The 18314-nt window shown below is 38.4% G+C and carries 20 protein-coding genes; 13 read left to right on the top strand and 7 right to left on the bottom strand.

The features are described from left to right. Window positions 1-133: 133 nt before the first annotated feature. Window positions 134-619, top strand: a complete 486-nt coding sequence (locus ACSBRB_RS06855) for a hypothetical protein (RefSeq protein WP_435032167.1) — start codon at window positions 134-136, stop codon at window positions 617-619. A gap of 145 nt (window positions 620-764) precedes the next feature. On the opposite strand, the gene ACSBRB_RS06850 is transcribed toward ACSBRB_RS06855, so the two are convergent. After that, entirely contained in the window at window positions 765-1481 is a 717-nt protein-coding gene (locus tag ACSBRB_RS06850; protein ID WP_435032166.1) for a CHAP domain-containing protein, read from the bottom strand. A gap of 591 nt (window positions 1482-2072) precedes the next feature. Here ACSBRB_RS06850 and ACSBRB_RS06845 point away from each other — a divergent pair. Beyond that, entirely contained in the window at window positions 2073-2435 is a 363-nt protein-coding gene (locus tag ACSBRB_RS06845) for a hypothetical protein (protein WP_435032165.1), read from the top strand. Between the two features lie 318 nt (window positions 2436-2753). Further along, a complete protein-coding gene (locus tag ACSBRB_RS06840) occupies window positions 2754-3101 on the top strand; it encodes a transcriptional regulator, SarA/Rot family (RefSeq protein WP_059107531.1) in 348 nt (115 codons plus the stop codon). A gap of 115 nt (window positions 3102-3216) precedes the next feature. Here ACSBRB_RS06840 and ACSBRB_RS06835 read toward each other — a convergent pair whose 3' ends face one another. The 4 genes from ACSBRB_RS06835 to ACSBRB_RS06820 are packed head-to-tail and all read right to left on the bottom strand — an operon-like array spanning window position 3217 to window position 6219. After that, the gene (locus tag ACSBRB_RS06835) at window positions 3217-3918 is read right to left on the bottom strand and encodes an amino acid ABC transporter permease (RefSeq protein ID WP_435032164.1); all 702 of its coding nucleotides are present in this window, start codon (window positions 3916-3918) and stop codon (window positions 3217-3219) included. Window positions 3919-3932: 14 nt separating this feature from the next. Further along, window positions 3933-4616 carry an amino acid ABC transporter permease gene (locus ACSBRB_RS06830; protein WP_435032163.1) on the bottom strand — a complete coding sequence of 228 codons (684 nt, stop codon included), beginning with the start codon at window positions 4614-4616 and terminating at the stop codon, window positions 3933-3935. Then, window positions 4613-5473, bottom strand: a complete 861-nt coding sequence (locus ACSBRB_RS06825) for a transporter substrate-binding domain-containing protein (RefSeq protein WP_435032162.1) — start codon at window positions 5471-5473, stop codon at window positions 4613-4615. Before ACSBRB_RS06825 ends, ACSBRB_RS06830 begins: the two co-directional genes overlap by 4 nt. Further along, window positions 5470-6219 (bottom strand): amino acid ABC transporter ATP-binding protein, encoded by a 750-nt coding sequence (locus ACSBRB_RS06820; protein ID WP_435032161.1) that lies wholly within the window; start codon window positions 6217-6219, stop codon window positions 5470-5472. Before ACSBRB_RS06820 ends, ACSBRB_RS06825 begins: the two co-directional genes overlap by 4 nt. Window positions 6220-6378: 159 nt before the next feature. On the opposite strand from ACSBRB_RS06820, the gene ACSBRB_RS06815 reads away from it, so the two are divergent. The 4 genes from ACSBRB_RS06815 (at window position 6379) to ACSBRB_RS06800 (ending at window position 10342) form a co-directional block, all read left to right on the top strand. After that, window positions 6379-7530, top strand: coding sequence for an acyl-CoA dehydrogenase family protein (locus ACSBRB_RS06815; protein WP_435032160.1), 1152 nt, complete (start codon window positions 6379-6381; stop codon window positions 7528-7530). A 269-nt stretch (window positions 7531-7799) separates the two neighbouring features. Beyond that, window positions 7800-8729 (top strand): ABC transporter substrate-binding protein, encoded by a 930-nt coding sequence (locus tag ACSBRB_RS06810; protein WP_435032159.1) that lies wholly within the window; start codon window positions 7800-7802, stop codon window positions 8727-8729. 272 nt (window positions 8730-9001) lie between these two features. Then, window positions 9002-9553, top strand: coding sequence for a biotin transporter BioY (locus tag ACSBRB_RS06805; RefSeq protein WP_435032347.1), 552 nt, complete (start codon window positions 9002-9004; stop codon window positions 9551-9553). Window positions 9554-9583: 30 nt separating this feature from the next. After that, complete coding sequence (locus ACSBRB_RS06800) at window positions 9584-10342, top strand: GNAT family N-acetyltransferase (RefSeq protein WP_435032158.1); 759 nt, start codon at window positions 9584-9586, stop codon at window positions 10340-10342. Between the two features lie 161 nt (window positions 10343-10503). On the opposite strand, the gene fdhD is transcribed toward ACSBRB_RS06800, so the two are convergent. Beyond that, window positions 10504-11307 (bottom strand): formate dehydrogenase accessory sulfurtransferase FdhD, encoded by an 804-nt coding sequence (fdhD, locus tag ACSBRB_RS06795; RefSeq protein ID WP_435032157.1) that lies wholly within the window; start codon window positions 11305-11307, stop codon window positions 10504-10506. Between the two features lie 230 nt (window positions 11308-11537). Here fdhD and ACSBRB_RS06790 point away from each other — a divergent pair, with 230 nt between their 5' ends. From ACSBRB_RS06790 to ACSBRB_RS06765, 6 genes are all read left to right on the top strand, one after another. Further along, window positions 11538-12707 (top strand): galactokinase, encoded by a 1170-nt coding sequence (locus ACSBRB_RS06790; RefSeq protein WP_435032156.1) that lies wholly within the window; start codon window positions 11538-11540, stop codon window positions 12705-12707. Between the two features lie 48 nt (window positions 12708-12755). Further along, window positions 12756-13757 carry a UDP-glucose 4-epimerase GalE gene (gene galE / locus ACSBRB_RS06785; RefSeq protein ID WP_435032155.1) on the top strand — a complete coding sequence of 334 codons (1002 nt, stop codon included), beginning with the start codon at window positions 12756-12758 and terminating at the stop codon, window positions 13755-13757. Window positions 13758-13759: 2 nt separating this feature from the next. After that, on the top strand, window positions 13760-15247 hold the full coding sequence (gene galT / locus ACSBRB_RS06780; RefSeq protein ID WP_435032154.1) for a UDP-glucose--hexose-1-phosphate uridylyltransferase: 1488 nt from the start codon (window positions 13760-13762) through the stop codon (window positions 15245-15247). Between the two features lie 218 nt (window positions 15248-15465). Next, window positions 15466-16260 (top strand): molybdate ABC transporter substrate-binding protein, encoded by a 795-nt coding sequence (modA, locus tag ACSBRB_RS06775; RefSeq protein ID WP_435032153.1) that lies wholly within the window; start codon window positions 15466-15468, stop codon window positions 16258-16260. An 18-nt stretch (window positions 16261-16278) separates the two neighbouring features. After that, window positions 16279-16950, top strand: coding sequence for a molybdate ABC transporter permease subunit (gene modB / locus ACSBRB_RS06770; protein ID WP_435032152.1), 672 nt, complete (start codon window positions 16279-16281; stop codon window positions 16948-16950). A 24-nt stretch (window positions 16951-16974) separates the two neighbouring features. Continuing rightward, window positions 16975-17559: an ATP-binding cassette domain-containing protein gene (locus ACSBRB_RS06765; RefSeq protein ID WP_435032346.1), complete on the top strand. Its 585-nt coding sequence runs from the start codon at window positions 16975-16977 to the stop codon at window positions 17557-17559. 68 nt (window positions 17560-17627) lie between these two features. Here the strand turns inward: ACSBRB_RS06765 and cudC are convergent, their stop codons facing one another. Further along, window positions 17628-18194 carry a choline uptake/conversion transcriptional regulator CudC gene (cudC, locus tag ACSBRB_RS06760; protein WP_435032151.1) on the bottom strand — a complete coding sequence of 189 codons (567 nt, stop codon included), beginning with the start codon at window positions 18192-18194 and terminating at the stop codon, window positions 17628-17630. Between the last annotated feature and the right edge of the window lie 120 nt (window positions 18195-18314).

Raw genomic sequence — 18314 nt, 5'->3', positions numbered from 1 at the left:
AGACGCTTCTCAGATCTTCATGTCATCATCTTCTACTAAGCACGTTGTTATAAAATGAGTTTTTGGACGTACCGTGTTTTAGGTTTTAAAATAGGTTTTAGTGATAAACAAACAGTAGATAGAGGTGAAGCCAATGATTTATATATTAACCCTGATTGCTGCTATTGGTGTATCCATCGCAGTAGATCAATATTTTAATAATAAAACGCCATTTAATGCAATTACGATTACTTCAGGACTCATTGGTTTAGTGTTTTATGTATTAAGTTTTATTTTTGTTCAAATGACATGGGTGGACAACACGAATGCGCTGCATGAAAGCATACTTGTCACATTATTTGTCTTTGCATTATTTTGGGTGTTATCTCATCGGAATTCAACGTATGACACGATATTTTATACAATAGCTATTGTGCTATTGACAATTGCACTTGCAGTGATTAACGTAACGCAACCTTCACTAATCATGTTGATTGTAAGAATTATCTTTACAGTCATCTTTTTAGGACAAGGGATTTACGTGGTCTACAAACAAGTGAAAGATAAAGTCTCTGAAAGTTTCCCCTTACTTTATTTACTCGCATTTGTCTATTGGGTTTCAGTGGCTTACGGCTTTTAAGTATTAACGTAACTCATAAGCATATGAAAGCATAAAAAATGAGGTAGGGATCACTTCTCCATGCCAGTTAACGCATGACTGAGAAGGTATGATCCTTACCTCATTTTTAATATGTGACTCTTATTTCACTTTGTTCATTGATATATTAGTGAATGTAGTTGTAAGAAGCAGCTTCACCTGCTGAGATTGTACGTGAAGATACAACACCAGGTCCGTGACCGAAGTTCATTTCAGACACGCGGATTGAACCGTCGCTGTTTACACTTTCAACGTATGCAACGTGACCATAAGCACCTGCAGTAGATTGCATAACTGCACCAGCTTTAGGTGAGTTATTTACAGTGTAACCTTCTGAAGCAGCTGCGTTAGCCCAGTTGTTTGCGTTGCCCCAAGTTGATCCGACTTTACCGCCTGTACGATCAAATACATAGTAAGTACATTGACCAGCAGTGTAAAGGTTGTTTGCTGAACCTGAGTTGTTAGCGATTGAGTTTGAACTGCTTGATGGTGCAGCTTGTGTAGTTACTTGGTAGCTACGGTCTGAAGTTGTTGAAGTTGGAGCTGCGCCTCTACCACCTGTTGAGTTAGCTTGGTAAGATTGAGTGTTTGTTGAGTAGTTGTTGTATCCACTGTTGTAGTTGTCGTAGTTATTGTATTGGTAAGCTTGGTCTGGACTCCAATTACCTTGCCAAGTGTAGTGATAGTTACCTTGTTGATCGATTGTGTAAGTATAGCTGTAAGAAGTTGGATCGTTAGGGTTGTATCCACCTTGGTTGTTTTCTGCTGCATCTGCATCGTTATGAGCAAATGCTAAAGTAGCGATTCCTGCAGTAGCGATAGTAGCTGTAGCGATTTTTTTCATTGTAAAAAGTCCTCCTATTATTTACATCGATAATCATTCGTTTTTTGTTAGTCCCAAGTTACTAGCGTCACGACATTAATTTTTTCCTCGTTATTTAACGACAAGCAATACTTTAACAGAAAAATCATGGCTTGTGTGAGATGTTACCGTTTTGTAATTTAGTTCTAATATTTATGTTTATCATGTAATAACAGTGAATTGTATGGTAATAGGGGGCTTTGCTTGTAGCTATGCTGTTTTTGCTTATATTTTTAGGAAAATCATGACACGTTTATTACAGCGTTGTAAAAATATAGAAATATAAATCACTCCTGTGAAGGCGTTTCAAAGGAGTTGGACGTGTTTTGCGCTCAAACTGTGTCATTTTGATACAAAAGCTAAAATCTGTGGTAAAAAGCGGCTAATTTAATGTAATGAGGGGTCATGATATTGTATTAATCTTCTAAGTGTTATTGGTTGAGCAGGCATTTTATAGGAAGAATGTCGATTAAAGCGATAGGAAATTAGGCTATCATAGTTTAAAACGACCTTCTAAATGGTAAGTATATATATGAATAAGATTAATATCATAAATGAAGGAGTGTATTGATTATGATTTTACGTTATGCGACAAACTTACGCGTAGCTAAAGATTTATACGAAGCTGCGAAACCTAAATTACAAGGTGATGAAAATGTCATCGATAACTTCGTAAATGAATTTGATTTACCACAAAAAGCAGTACCTTTAGCAGGAACAATTGAAGCACTTGCTGCAGGAAGCTTTGCACTTAGCTTCTTAAACAAAAATGTATCACGCTTAGGTTCATTATTAACATTATCTGTATTAAGCGTAGCAGCATTAAAACACTTCCAAGCTGGTCACGGTGAAGAAGGCGCAGACCACGCATTGAGATTAATGGGATTAGCTTCATTAAGCTTCATTGATACATTTTGTGACAAAAACAATAAATAAAACGCATGCATCATAATGACACAGTAATGGATGTATAGATTATTCATGCAGAGTCATATAAAAAACACGTTAAAGTTCAGAGTAAGCGGGCAAAGTCGACAATCGCTTTGCTACACTGCTCTGATTTTTTATGTGCTTTTCCTCATGATTAAACAGGTGGAACGACTGAGATAAGTGAGTTCAAGTCGTGCGCGATAACATGTCTAAAAATTCAAATAATTTGCTAAAAAACTATTGCGTAAATGTTAAGCTTTAGTATAAAATAAAAATGTTAATTCTAGAAGTACAGCTAGGGTAGGCAGCAGGAAGAAAAGTATCATGGAAAAAATTGAGATTAAAAAAATCGATGATGTGTTGGTAGTAAGTCAGTATGTGAAACGGTTTTATAGAGAGGTTAAAAAAGAACTTAAACTTTCTTATGAAGAAGTAATCATTTTAAACTATTTGTATAATGCAGATTCGAATGAAGTGTCTGCACGTGAAATTAGCCGAGCTTCAGGTTTAGAACCTTATTTTCTCACTAAAGCAATGCAACGTTTAAGAGAAAAAGGCTACATTAGTAAAAAACGTAATACTGTGGATGAAAGAACCGTAATCATTGAGGTAGATGAAGCACAACGCCTTAAAGTTAACGAAATGATTGACCGTGTGAATCAATTTATTTAAATGCAAAATACTTAGCTAAGACTTCTCAGTATTTATATAAAATAAATGGGAGTAAGCCGCCGTACTTTAATTAAAAGTGCAGGTACTTACTCCCTTTTTATTGTTTGCTATGTCATTATCGTGCTTGGCTAGAATCTAAATAACGGCTCGTATGTGCTTCTGTTTGATGGAATATCATTTCTAATACGATGGCTAGTAACCAATATAAAATGGCAGCTACGGTATACACTGGGATAAATTGATAACTTTCGTTCGCAATCGTCGTACTTCTCGCCATAATTTCCGTCACTTGAATCACAAATGCGAGTGAAGTTCCTTTAAGAAGCATGATAAACTGAGTTTCGATATTGGGAAGTGCATAGCCTAACGCCTGAGGTAACACGATACGTCGATACGTATTCCATTTAGATAAACCAATGGATTCTGCGGCTTCAATTTGTGTCGTTTCAACAGATTGCAGGCCCCCACGCATGCTTTCAGATAAATAAGCTATCGCATGCAATGAAAAGGCGATGAGTGCGATGGTTAACGGTGAGAAGACATCCGGATTAAAGCCCAAGTTGAACGTATCGTTGAGCCATAAAATAAATGCTGGTATGCCGTAGTAAAACATCAACAGTTGAACGATTAACGGCGTACTTCTGAAAAATGAATTATAGACAACGATCAATTGTGAGAGTATAGGAATTTGATTTAAGCGTATGATCGCAAATAACGTTCCAACCAGTAACCCTACAATCATAGCGACAATCGCAATCACTAAAGTAGAAGGCACGCCCTTCATTACTTCTATAATAATATGTAATAAATGATTCATAACTTCTACCCTCCTTAAACTTGATACGGTCTTTCTGCACGTTTGTAAATGACTGTGAAGACACCTTGTACGATTAATGCGAGTGCCCAGTAGATGATCGCGATGACGACGTACACTTGGAACATACCGAGCCCGTAATTATTCCCGATAATTAATTGAACTTGGCCCATGATGTCGATAATACCTATCGTAAAGGCAAGTGACGTATCTTTGATTAATTCGATGATTTGCGTCGTCACATTCGGAATACTGTTGCGCAACGCTTGTGGTATCACGATATCCTTTAAAATGCGTGGATACGATAATCCGACTGACAGACCGGCTTCAATTTGTGCATATGGCACAGAAAGATAACCTGCACGCATGATTTCACAAAGGTAAGCGGCTGAATGTAGTGAAAAAGCGAGTATTACAAAGAACAATCGACTGAAGTGATTGATATCGATATGTACAAATAACAACAATTGAGGTAGTGTAAAATAGACTAAAAACAACTGCAAGACAAGCGGCGTACTTCTCATAAATGAAATATAAAGCCGAACAAGTGACGCTAATACTTTTATTTGTTTGATGCGAACCACGGCTAGCAAAAAGCCTAAAACGAATGCGAAGATTAATGACAATACAATCATTACTAAAGTGAGTGGTAGTTGTTGCAAGACTTGTTGAAATAAATCAATCCAATTCGTATGCGTCATGATGCCACCTCCAATTTCGATTTGTCTTTGTTAATTTGGTCTAAGTCTTCAAATACATTGATATCGAAGTACTTTTCAGAAAGCTTTTGTAATTCGCCATCGTCAATGAGTTCTTGTGTGGCTTTGTCGATATCATCATGGAGTTGTTGATTTTGTTTGTTAGAAACGATGTGAAGCGGTTCTTTTTTAACAATACCGCCGATTTTCACATCTGCGTGGAGTGCTTCTTGAATCGCTTTATAGGTATTCCAGTTTAAAAACATCGCATCTCTACGGCCTTGACTCACCATTTTTAAGTTATCACCGTTAGAAGGAGATTGAATTAAATCAAGATCAATTTCTGGCGAATGCGTGTCATTATAATGAGATAAGATAGAGTAAAGACCGCCACTTGGAGCTACCGGTGTTAAACGTTTGCCTGGTAAATCACTCAACGCATGAATGTCATCAGTATCTTCATGTACTGCTAACATCGGTAAAGCATAACTATAAGGAACATCTTGATACAAAAATTGCTTTTCACGTTCAGGCGTTTTGAAGAACCAATTAATCGCCATATCGAATTTATTTGCCCCTAAACCGACAAGATTAGATTCCTCTTCACCAAGTTCATATTCAAAATGGTACTGTGGTAACTTTTGTTCGAGTTTATCCATATAATCCATGTCTAAACCGATAAACTCATTATCTTTATTCGTGTAAAGATAAGGTGGGTTAATCTCAGCAGATAATGCGACTTTTATGACTTTTTTGTCATCTTTTGTTGAATTCACTTCATTCGATTGTTGGCAGCTAACGAGCGTTGTGACTGACAACAACAGAATTAATGTTAAAAATAGCGTGCGTCTCCATCTCATTCACGATCACGCTCCATTTCCATCTGACTTAAGAAACGTTGGATGCGTTCGGACTTGCTTTCTTCTAGTACTTCAGTAGGTGTACCACGTTGGATGATGCGACCCTGATCAATAAATAATATTTGGTCGGCGATTGCTTTAGCAAACTGGATTTCGTGGGTAACGAGTGTCATCGTCATGCCATTTTGAGCGATGGATTGGATGAGTTGCAGCACACTTTGAACAGATTCAGGATCGAGTGCTGACGTGGGTTCGTCGAGGAGTAGCACATCTGGATTAAGGGCGAGCGCCCGAATGATGCCGACACGTTGACTTTGCCCGCCAGAGAGTTGGATCGGATATTTGTCTTGATGTTCAAGCAAACCGACCCGTTCCAAATAGTCATGGGCTATCGCTTTGGCTTTATCTTTTTTCATTTTTTTGCCGTAGATTAAACCTTCTGTAATATTGTCGCTAATTGTTTTATTTTTAAATAAGTGATGGCTTTGAAATACCATTGCTGATTTATCTCTTAATGCCTTGATATCTTTTTTAGTGTGATTTTCACTATTGAACGTAACATCGTTCAATTGTATAGACCCTGACTGTAGTATTGATAACGCATTTAAAGTACGTAGTAAGGTTGTTTTTCCAGAACCGCTTGGGCCGATGATTGCGGTGACTGTTCCCCTTTGTTGTTCAAAGCTTACATCATTCAGCACCGTCGTTTCGCCGTATTGAAGATGTAAGTGGTTAGCTGAAATCATGTTTACCATCTCCCTAAAATATATTACAGTTAAAATATCACATTAATTACTATCGGTAAAGTAGGAATTTAACAGATAAAACCTTTCAATCGTGAATACTGAGTGATAAACTAAGAATGAAGTTAGACAAAATGTAAAGCATATGTATGAGGTGATAAAATGAAATACTCTGCGCTCATCCATTCTGATATACAACAAAAATGGATAGAAAAGTTAGATCGTGTCAAAGCAACGTTTCAAGAGCGAGCAGAATATAATGATTTAAATTCACGCTTTCCTTATGAAAATATTGAATGGCTCGTCAATGAAGGATATACGTTACTCACTTTACCCAAAGCATATGGTGGTGAAGGAGCAACAGTAGAAGATATGGTGATCATTCAATCTTATCTCGGCAGTATTGATGGTGCCACAGCTTTATCTATTGGTTGGCACGTCAGTGTAGTCGGTCAATTGTATGAGCAAAAATTATGGGACGAAGCGATGTTAGATCGTTTTGCGGAAGCAGTGAAAAAAGGTGCACTAGTCAATAGAGCAGTGAGTGAAGCGGACACAGGTAGCCCGACACGTGGTGGTAGACCTGAAACAAATGCAGTTGAAGATGAAGATGGCTATGTGTTGAATGGTGTGAAAACATTTACCTCTATGAGTAAAGCGTTAACACATTTTATAGTCGGTGCGTACATGCCAGATAAAGAGCAAGTCGGCTTTTTCCTTGTTGAGCGTGATGTGCCAGGGGTTGAAGTTGCAGATAATTGGAACATGCTTGGAATGAGAGCGACTGAAAGTCACGACTTAGTATTAAATGATGTTCACATTCCTAAAGAGAACTTTGTTGAAGTAAGAGGTGGAGGGCCTAAAAAACCGAATGGATGGATTCTCCATATTCCAAGTGTCTATCTGGGCATTGCTCAGGCAGCGCGCGATTATGCAGTTGATTTTGCTAAAGAGTATAGTCCAAATAGTATTGAAGGTTCTATTGGTGATTTGACTACCGTTCAACAAAATATAGGTAAAATGGAAAGTTTATTACTCTCAGCACGTCATTTCTTATGGAGTACCGCAGCGTTATATAACGTCACTAAAGACGGGGCTAAACTGTGGAATGAAACTTCAGCGAGTAAAGTCCTTGTCATGAACCAAGGTTTAGAAATCGTGGATATCGCAATGCGCATTGTAGGGGCTAAAAGTCTTGAAATGGAACGTCCGCTCCAACGTTATTATCGCGATATGCGCGCAGGCTTGCACAATCCACCGATGGAAGATGCAGCATATACCAATATTGCGCACAGTGTACTCGGACATTTTTAACAAAGTGAATGCAGTTTGATTGAGCGATGTTTATTAAAAAGTATGATTTTAATTTGAACAGTGATTGTGATGCGTATGCGTTACAGTCGCTGTTTTTTTATTTTAGGTAACTTTTTAAATGTAAAATAACAGATTTAATTTCTTTTATGAATGTCATTTTAAAAGAATAGCGTAAAAAATGTTGAATACAATGAAATTTTCATTGCAAAATATTAAATGAATCGATATACTGTTTGTAGCTGATAATCATTTTCAATGGAGGGACATTTATGAAAAAATTAATATTTCCACTGTTAGTGCTCGTATTAATACTTGCAGCATGTGGTAATAATTCAGATAAAGATTCTAAAGATTCTTCTGACAAAGATAATAAAAAAGAAGAAACTAGATCATATACGCAAGATAGTGGTAAAAAAATAGATATTCCTAAAGATCCACAACGTATTGCAGTAGTAGCACCAACATACGCAGGTGGATTAAAATATTTAGGTGCAAACATCGTAGCAGTTAACGAACAAGTTGACCAAAGTCAATTACTTAAAGATAAATTTAAAGATGTGACTAAAGTCGGTGAAAATGATGTAGAGAAAGTCGCTAAATCAAAACCAGACTTAATCATCGTTTACTCAACAGACAAAAACATCCAAAAATACGAAAAAATAGCGCCTACTGTTGTATTTGATTACGCTAAACATAAATACTTAGATCAACAACAAGAACTAGCTAAATTAGTTGGTAAAGAAGATGAAGAGAAAAAATGGGAAGAAGAATGGAAATCTAAAACTGAAAAAGATGGTCAAGAAATCAAAGACCAAATCGGTGAAGAAGCTACAGTTTCTATCTTCGACGAATTCGATAAAAAATTATACAGCTATGGTCCAAACTGGGGCCGTGGTGGTGAAGTCATCTACCAAGCTTTCGGTCTAAACATTCCTGATAAACTTAACGATGTCGTTAAAAAAGAAGGTTGGGCTGAAATCAAACAAGAAAAATTAGCTGACTATGCAGGTGATTACATCGTTTCTACTGGTGAAGGTAAAGCAACACCAAGTTATGAAAAAACAGACTTATGGAATAACCTTCCTGCAGTGAAAAACGGTAACGTGATCGAAGTACAAGCTGAAACATACTGGTACAATGATCCATACACATTAGAGTACATGCGCAAAGACTTAAAAGACAAATTCTTAAAAAAATAATTTAAAGTAAAATGAAAATGACATCAGTAGAATAGGGAAATGTTATATCGCATGACATCACCGTTCAAACTGTCTACAAAATTAACTTTTTGTAGGCAGTTTTTTTATGCTCAAGAATGGTAAAACTGCGATCAGCTTCACTCGCATATAAACTGTACCAATGGAGCAGTAATCATTGGAAAATGATTATAATGTAAACTTTTATTTTTAAAGGTTTACATTTATGCTATAATAATTTCATTAAAGGAGGTTTCACATTGAAAGGAAATAGTATATCAACCAGACATTTAGTTTTCACCGCATTGATGACAGCCATCATTGCGATATTAGGTATTGTACCTGGTGTACCGCTACCAGGGATACCGGTGCCGATTGTGCTACAAAACATCGGTATATATTTAGCGGGAATCGTGTTAGGAAGACGTTACGGCACATTAAGTATTATTGTATTCTTATTACTTGTTGCAGCAGGTTTACCTATCCTCTCTGGAGGTAGAGGTGGCATCGGTGTATTTGCCGGACCATCAGCCGGGTTCCTGTTCTTATATCCTGTCGTATCGTACTTGATTGGACTTGTTCGTGATGTCATGTTTAATCGTTTAAACTTTATCGTATTGTTTATTGCAACGCTCATTTTCGGTGTGCTTTTATTAGATATAGTTGGAACAATCATCATGGGCCTTATTACAAATATTCCAGTGATGAAATCGGTTCAAATTTCACTCGCATATATGCCTGGTGATATCATCAAAGCGATTGTTGCGAGTCTGATTGGTAATATATTACTAAATCATAGCCGTTTCAGACAATTAATATTAAAATAGGGGTAATCATAACGAAGGAGGCATTGCCCCATGTATCACGTAACCATGGCTGATATTGCACATGATGGAACGATCTCAGACAAAGATAAACGAAGAACCATTTATTTAACGCCAGAACATCCTTTATCGTTCCATGAAAATCAGTGGGTGTACCATCGTGTGCCATCCGTCACAGAGTGGCAACAAGATGTCGCGTTACAGCGCCAGCAACATCGCGCACAACAATCAGACCACATGTCGTTTGCCTTTCCGCAAAATGTGATGTTAGACGGTGCGTTGCTTGAAGCAATCAAATCATATGATTTTGAAGTAGGGTATTTAGAACTGTATGCGATTGAGTCAGCAGCATGGGATTCATATCAAATACCTGATGATTTACAGATTCAATGGGTAGACGAAACGAACATCGAAGATTACATATCTGTCTATAGTCATTTTTCGCTTCCGTTTGGGAAAGCCTATATGAAAGAAATGAACGCAGCGATTAGACAAAACTATCTCAAAGATAATAGAGCACGTGTCATTGCCTATCAACATCAGCTACCAGTCGGTGTGGTGGATCTCATCATGACGGCGCACACCGTTGAAATAGATGGGTTTGGGGTTATCGAATCACATCAACATCAGGGCATCGGATCAGCCATCCAAGCCTTCGCAGCCCGAGCAGCAGGTACGCGGCCACTTATCTTAGTTGCAGATGGTGAAGATAGTGCGAAAGAAATGTATGTGAAACAAGGTTATGTGTACCTCGGTTATTGTTACCAAATTTTAAAAGAATCACTAGATTAAAAGGGAATAGTACGGCCGAATCGCTGGCTGCTTCAAATATTTTCATTGATTCAAAACAAAGCCATGAAATGATTTAACGTCATTCCATGGCTTTTCGTATATCAAATGGTTTCACTGGTTGCTTGTTACCAGTCAAATTCTTGTATTTTGTTGGAGTAGATTCAAGCCTCATCTGATTGCGCAACAATGCGTTCTGGATGGCTGTAAACATTAAAGTTACCATCACGGATGAAGCCGACTGCTGTGATATTTAAATCATCAGCGAGTTTCACTGCCAGTGTGGTAGGTGCGGATTTGGATAAAATAATACCGACACCAATTTTTGCAGCTTTAATCAATATTTCTGAAGAGATACGCCCACTAAAGATTAAGATTTTATCTCGAACTGGGATGTGGTGTTGAATACAATAACCATATAGTTTATCTAGTGCGTTATGTCGCCCAATGTCTTGACGATGCTCAAAGAATGACTCTCCGTCACTAATTGCGGCGTTATGGAGTCCACCTGTTTGTTTGAAGACGGTACTTGCACTTTGGAGCTTTTCCATCATGTTGATGATTTGTTTAGGGTGGAGCGTGATTTGTGTCATAGAGGTTTTCGCGATGGCAGCATCATTTTGAAAGTAAAACTCACGACTTTTACCGCAACAAGAGGCAATCATACGTTTGGAAGAGTATTGAAAATGATCTCCCAATGCTTTTGTTAGTTCGACGTGAGCAAAGCCCTTACTGTCATCAATTTGAATTGATTTTAGATCGGATAATTTCATGATCGCGCCTTCTGATGCCAGGAATCCTAACGTTAATTCCTCGAAGCGGTTTGGACTGCAGATGACCGTCGCAAATTCTTCGCCGTTCACCATAATAGTCAGTGGAAATTCAGCCGCATAACTATCTTCAGTTTCTATTAATTCACCATCCTCGTAACGGACGATGGTTTGATTGTTTAGTACATCTTCACTCATGATCTCACCTTATACTTTAATTGTGCTTACATTTTAGCGCATTTATGGATGAATGTGAAAATATACAACTCAGTTTCACATAGGGTTGGATTTTCTTAAAAGTATATGGCTGATTGAAATACTTCTTCATTGCGAATTGTTAGAACTATAGTAAAATTAAATTGAGAAATAATAGTAAATAATAAAATAATAATAATGAAACATGAGACATGTTATAAAGAGGGGATTTTATGCTGCAAAGATTGACTGCACAGTTCGAAACATTATTTAACACACAACCAGACGTGAGTGCGTTTGCACCTGGAAGAATCAATTTAATAGGGGAGCATACAGACTATAACGGTGGGTATGTTTTTCCTGCTGCGATAGAACTTGGAACTTATGGCTTAGTGTCAGAGAGAGACGATCGGCATATTCGCATGTACTCCAATAATTTCGAACAACAAGGTGTGCTCGAAATGGAGTTGGATGCACTTGATTATGATGCACAACATGATTGGGGCAATTATCCTAAAGGAATGGTGTATTACCTCAAACAGCAATTTTCTGAGCTGGATCATGGCTTTGATATGTTGATAGAAGGCAATATTCCGAATGGGGCAAGTTTATCTTCTTCAGCATCTATCGAATTACTGACAGGTTGGTTGATGAAATCATTATTTGATTTAGATGTTGATCGTCTGACACTCATCAAGATGGGTCAGTACGTTGAAAATCAATATATCGGCGTCAATACAGGCATTATGGATCAGTTCATTATCGGCATGGGTAAACAAGATCATGCCATCTTACTCGATACCGCTTCATTGAATTATCATTATGTGCCAACCGAGTTTGGTGACTATGTCATTTCTATCATGAATACGAACAAACGACGTAGCTTAACTGAGTCGAAATATAATGAGCGCCGTGCACAATGTGAAGTGGCACTCGAAGATTTACAACAACAGTTGAACATACAATCATTAGGTGAACTGTCTGTATCGCTGTTCGAAGAAAATAAGCAACTGATTCAATCGGAGGTCAATCAGCGTAGAGCACGACATGCTGTTTCTGAGAATGAGCGTACAAAACAGGCTTACGAAGCGTTAAAAGCACATGATTTCAATACATTTGGTGAGTTATTAAACGCTTCACATCAGTCATTGAAAGAAGACTATGAAGTCACAGGATTAGAACTTGATACATTAGCTGAAACGGCCCAACAAGTACCGGGTGTGTTAGGTGCGCGAATGACAGGTGCAGGGTTTGCAGGATGTGCGATTGCTCTTGTTCATAAAGATCACACAGCACAATTAGAAAAAGAAGTAACCGAAGCGTATCAAGATAAAATCGGTTACAGTCCATCATTTTACCATGTGACCATTGCAGATGGTGTGAAATCATTAGAGATAGAGTAGTGAGACCGCAAGCGTAAGTTTTAACATACATTAGAAAGGGAGTATAACATGTCAGTATTAGTTCTAGGCGGCGCAGGATATATAGGAAGCCATGCAGTAGATGGGTTAATTCATAAGGGCTACGATGTCATTGTAGTTGATAATTTGGGTACAGGTCATCGTGACGCGATTCATCCAGATGCGATCTTTTATCAAGGTGACATTAGAGATAAAGACTTTTTAACTTATGTTTTTGATAATGAGCACATTGAAGGGGTCTTTCACTTTTGTGCCTATTCCCTCGTAGGAGAATCAATGGAAAAACCGCTCTCATATTTTAACAACAATGTATATGGATTACTCATCGTGTTAGAGGTCATGCTAGCACACCACGTTAAAGACATCGTATTTTCTTCTACTGCGGCTGTCTATGGAGAGCCTGATCAAGTACCTATTACAGAGGATGACAGTAAAGCACCTACGAGTCCGTACGGTGAAAGTAAACTCATGATGGAAAAAATGATTCACTGGGCAAGTGAAGCCCATGGTATCCGTTATGCAGCCCTTCGTTACTTTAACGTCGCAGGTGCCAAAGCTGACGGTTCAATTGGTGAAGACCATAGACCAGAAACGCATTTGATTCCAATCGTGTTACAGGTTGCGCTACAGCAACGGGATCACTTGACTATTTATGGTGATGATTACGATACACCAGACGGCTCATGTATTCGAGATTACTTGCACGTAGAAGACTTAATCGAAGCCCATATCCTCGCTTTTGACTATTTAAAACAAGGAGGGACATCTGGTGCGTTCAATTTAGGTAGCAGCCAAGGCTACTCAGTATATGAAATCCTTGAAGCTGCAAGACATGTCACAGGTAAGCCGATTCCTGCTGAAGTAGGTGAACGCCGAGCAGGTGATCCAAGCAAACTCATTGCATCAAGTGATAAAGCGAAAGAACAATTGAACTGGAATACGCAACATGATGATATTAATGATATTATTCGTACAGCTTGGTCATGGCATCAACAACATGAGCATGGCTATAACGAAGTGACGGAGGATTAAACATGTTATTAAATCAAAATGAGCTAGATCAATTTATCGAAGCGATTATCAATCATACGCAATATGAATATGAAGATGCGATTTACTTACAAAATCAGATCGTCCGTATTGTTGGTGCCTCTGGGGTAACGGGGTACGAAGACTTAGAAGCCGTAACGCCTACACCTATCGAACTTGTTCAACACTGGATAGACCAAGGTGTGGACGCTGGAACGATCACAGATACGACGGCAAGTAAAGAGATCGTTGAAGCCCAACTCATGGATTTGATGACGCCGCCGCCTTCAGTAGTAAATAATCATTTTAGACAGTTGTATGCGAAGGATCCAGAACGCGCGACAGACTATTTTTATGAGTTGTCTAAACGCAGTCATTACGTGAAAGAAGATGCGATTGCGCGCAACATCAATTATGAAGTGCCGACAACTTATGGTGATTTAGAGATTACGATTAACTTATCTAAACCTGAAAAAAGTGCTAAAGATATCGAAGCGGCACGCCATGCCACACAGATCGATTATCCTCAATCCGCGCTCAGTAAGGAAAATGAGGGCTATGTCGGTTCTGAAACACAAGCTGCAAGAACGAACCATCGGATTATTCGCATTCAATTAGATGGGGAACGTTGGGGTTTCCAATATTCTCCTTATGCTTATTTTGAAGAACATAGCATTGTACTTGCAACGGAACATGTGCCGATGCAAATCAATCGACAAACATTTATTAATTTATTAGATTTTATTGATCAATTCCCACATTATTTTATCGGATCTAACTCTGATATTCCTCTTGTTGGGGGCTCTATCATGTCACACAACCATTATCAAAGTGGGCGTCATACGTTCCCGATGGATCATGCTAAAGAAGTCGAATCAATCGAATTAAAAGGATTCTCGGATATCGAAGCGACGCGTTTATATTGGCCGATGAGCGTCATTCGTTTAAGAAGTAGTGACAAACATCGCCTCATTGACGCAGCAACGTATGTGATGGATTGTTGGAATCAGTATTCTGATGCTTCAGTAGATATAAAAGCGTATAGTGAGGATGGAGAACGACACCACACGATTACACCGATCACGCGTTTTAGAAATCAACACTATGAAATAGATATCGTGCTGCGTGATAATCAGACATCCGAACAGTATCCAGACGGCATTTTCCATCCGCATCAAGATGTGCAACATATTAAAAAAGAAAATATCGGCCTCATCGAAGTGATGGGGAGAGCGATTTTACCTGGGCGACTCAAACAAGAATTACAAGATGTTGAACAATACTTACTCGGCCAATATGACGGCGACTTAGGTAAACATCAATCATGGGCCGATGACATGTTAGCGTCATATGACATTACCGAAGAGAACGTAGAGCAAATTGTACATAAAGAAGTGGGTTATAAATTCACCCGTGTACTAGAAGATGCAGGTGTGTTTAAAAATGATGAACAAGGACAGCAAGCCTTCAAGCGCTTCATAGCTACACTATAAGTGAAAATAATGTAAGTGACCTTCCTCGGCTGTGGAGGGTTTCGCTACATGAATAAGGACTCATTTTCAATAGGAATAGGTTTGAAGACGCTAAATGTGGCTATATTGTGAAAAAAGCGAATGGATTTAGCTCAACACAATTAGAAAGTTATATAAAAACTTCCTTTTTAGACACGGGCATTATATAATCACTTTAACTGAAAGAAGGGGGATTTCATATGAAACCAAAACACATTTTAGCAACCGTACTTGCAGGTTCATTACTCGTCGCAGGATGTTCAAATGATGAAAAAGCGAAAGATGACAGCGATAGCAAATCATCTTCTGGCGATGGCGACAAAAAGCAAGAACTTAAATTATCAGCAGCAGCGAGCTTAACAGACGTATCTAAAGATTTAGAGAAAGCTTTTGAAAAGGACCACAAAGATGTAGACGTGACATTTAATTACGGGGGGTCAGGTGCATTAAGACAACAAATTGAAAAAGGTGCACCTGCGGATGTCTTCATGTCTGCGAACACGAAAGACGTTGACATGTTAGAGGACAAAGACAAAGCAGATAATACCTATGAATATGCGAAAAACAAACTCGTGCTTGTAGGAGATAAAGATAGTGATTATAAATCTGTTAAAGATTTAAAGGGGGATGAAAAGTTAGCTATCGGTGAAATTAAATCAGTCCCTGCAGGTAAATATGCAGAACAATACCTTAAAGAAGAAAACCTTTATGACATGGCAAAAGAACACTTTGTCTTCGCAAAAGACGTTAAACAAGTGTTGAACTATGTTGAAAAAGGAAATGCGAAATTAGGTTATATTTACAAAACGGATTTATATCAAGCTCAGAAAAATGGTGATTCAAACGTGAAAGAAATCGACGATGCAGACTTAAAATCACCAATCATTTATAAAGCAGCAACAACTTCTGATAATAAAGCAGGTAAAGATTTCATCGAATTCTTGAAATCAGACGAAGCGAAAGACATCTTGAAGAAATACCAATTCGACGCGTAAGAATAGGAGGTCCTAGCGATGGCTGATTTTACGCCATTTTGGATATCGATTAAGGTTGCGGTGATTAGCACGTTGATTGTAACCATTCTCGGCATCTTCATATCAAAATGGTTGTATCAAAGAAGCGGTGTCCTAGCGAGAATCTTAGAGAGTATCATCGTGCTCCCTATTGTGTTACCACCGACCGTGATGGGGTTTATCTTACTCATCGTCTTCTCACCGCGTAGCTTTGTAGGGCAATTTTTTGCTCAAGTGTTACATTTACCAGTTGTATTCACGCTGACCGGAGCAGTGGTAGCTTCTGTTATCGTGAGCTTTCCGCTTATGTATCAACATACGGTACAGGGCTTTAGAGGTATTGATAGTAAGATGTTAAACACCGCCCGTACGATGGGTGCAAGTGAAGGTAAAATCTTTACGAAACTCGTCTTACCCTTATCGAAACGGGCGATTTTATCTGGTGTGATGATGAGCTTTGCGCGGGCAATTGGTGAGTTCGGTGCGACGTTAATGGTGGCTGGCTACATCCCTAATAAAACCAATACATTACCACTTGAGATCTATTTCTTAGTAGAACAAGGGAAAGAGCATCAAGCTTGGTTATGGGTGCTCGTCCTCGTCGCATTTGCGATTACAGTCATCGGTACGATTAATATTTTGAACCATGATCGTTACAAGGAGGTTGATTAGACGGTGAAGCTTCAACTGACACACATGCTTAAAAAGACGCAATTAACGTTAGACATTGAAGATCAAACTCCAAAGATTTATGCGATCAAAGGGCCCTCTGGCATAGGTAAAACGACAGTATTGAATATGATTGCGGGGTTACGTGAACCCGATGATGCCTATATCGAGATTAATGGTCATGTATTAAAAGATTCTCGCAACAACGTAGATGTGAAGATTCAACAACGCCATATCGGTTATCTCTTTCAAGACTACCAGTTATTTCCTAACATGACGGTATATCAAAATATTACGTTTATGGCGAAACCGAGTGAACATATTGAGAATTTGTTGAATGAACTCAACATCAAACATTTAACGAAGCAATATCCAGCGACGTTATCAGGTGGGGAGTCACAACGTGTTGCATTAGCGCGTGCATTGAGTACAAAGCCTGATATTATTTTATTAGATGAGCCATTTTCAAGCTTAGATGATGCGACGAAAGAAGAAGGGATGCAGTTGGTCAAACGCATCTTTCATGAGTGGCGGATTCCAATCATTTTTGTGACACATTCAAACTATGAAGCGGAACAACTCGCGGATGAAGTGATTAAGATAGGACAGTAGCTCAATGTGTGTGATCGTGTACGTTGAGTAGAAATTGTTAAAAAGAAAGTGAAGTCGTTATGACGGCTTCACTTTTTTGTGGACTCAGTATCTTCAGGAATAGGGAAGTATTTAAAAATCTCACCAGAATCGACAGCATCACTTAATGTACCGAGCCAAGTGTAATAGGTTTTGGAGTGGTCAATTTGATCCATGACAGACTGAGCTTGTTCTCTCACTGTATCGTCAGTCTCATCATCGTTTAAAATATCTTGAAGGAGTACCTCAGCTTCTTCTATGGCATCCATGTTAATTTTGATTTCACGTTTCCATTTTTGAGAGAAGAATTTACCGAAAAACGTAAAGAAGTCTTTTTCAGCAGTGAAGTGTTGCTTTCGACTGCCTCGAATGAAGCGTTGTTTCACAGCATCGAATTCTTGGAGTTTCTTCACACTCGTACTCATACTTGGTTTACTCATTTGTAATTCTTCTCGCATTTCATCTAAGGTCATGCTTTTCTTTTCAAACACCATCGTACCGTATAAATTACCAACGCTACGATTGATGCCATAGAGATCCATTGTTTCCCCTATAGAGTTGATGACGATGTCTTTAGCTTGTTCTAAGCGATTTTCATCATCTGTTGAATGTGGCATGTCTACACCTCCAGTTACTTCTTTAATTATGCGTGCGTAATGAGAGAAATGCAACCCTATGCGATCATTTATATAAAAAAGTGATTTAGATAAAAGTTAATTTTTTAATCGTTATGTATA

Source organism: Staphylococcus auricularis, assembly GCF_051172115.1.
Classification (GTDB): Bacteria; Bacillota; Bacilli; order Staphylococcales; family Staphylococcaceae; genus Staphylococcus; species Staphylococcus auricularis_A.
This window is presented reverse-complemented; position numbering and strand designations above follow the sequence as displayed.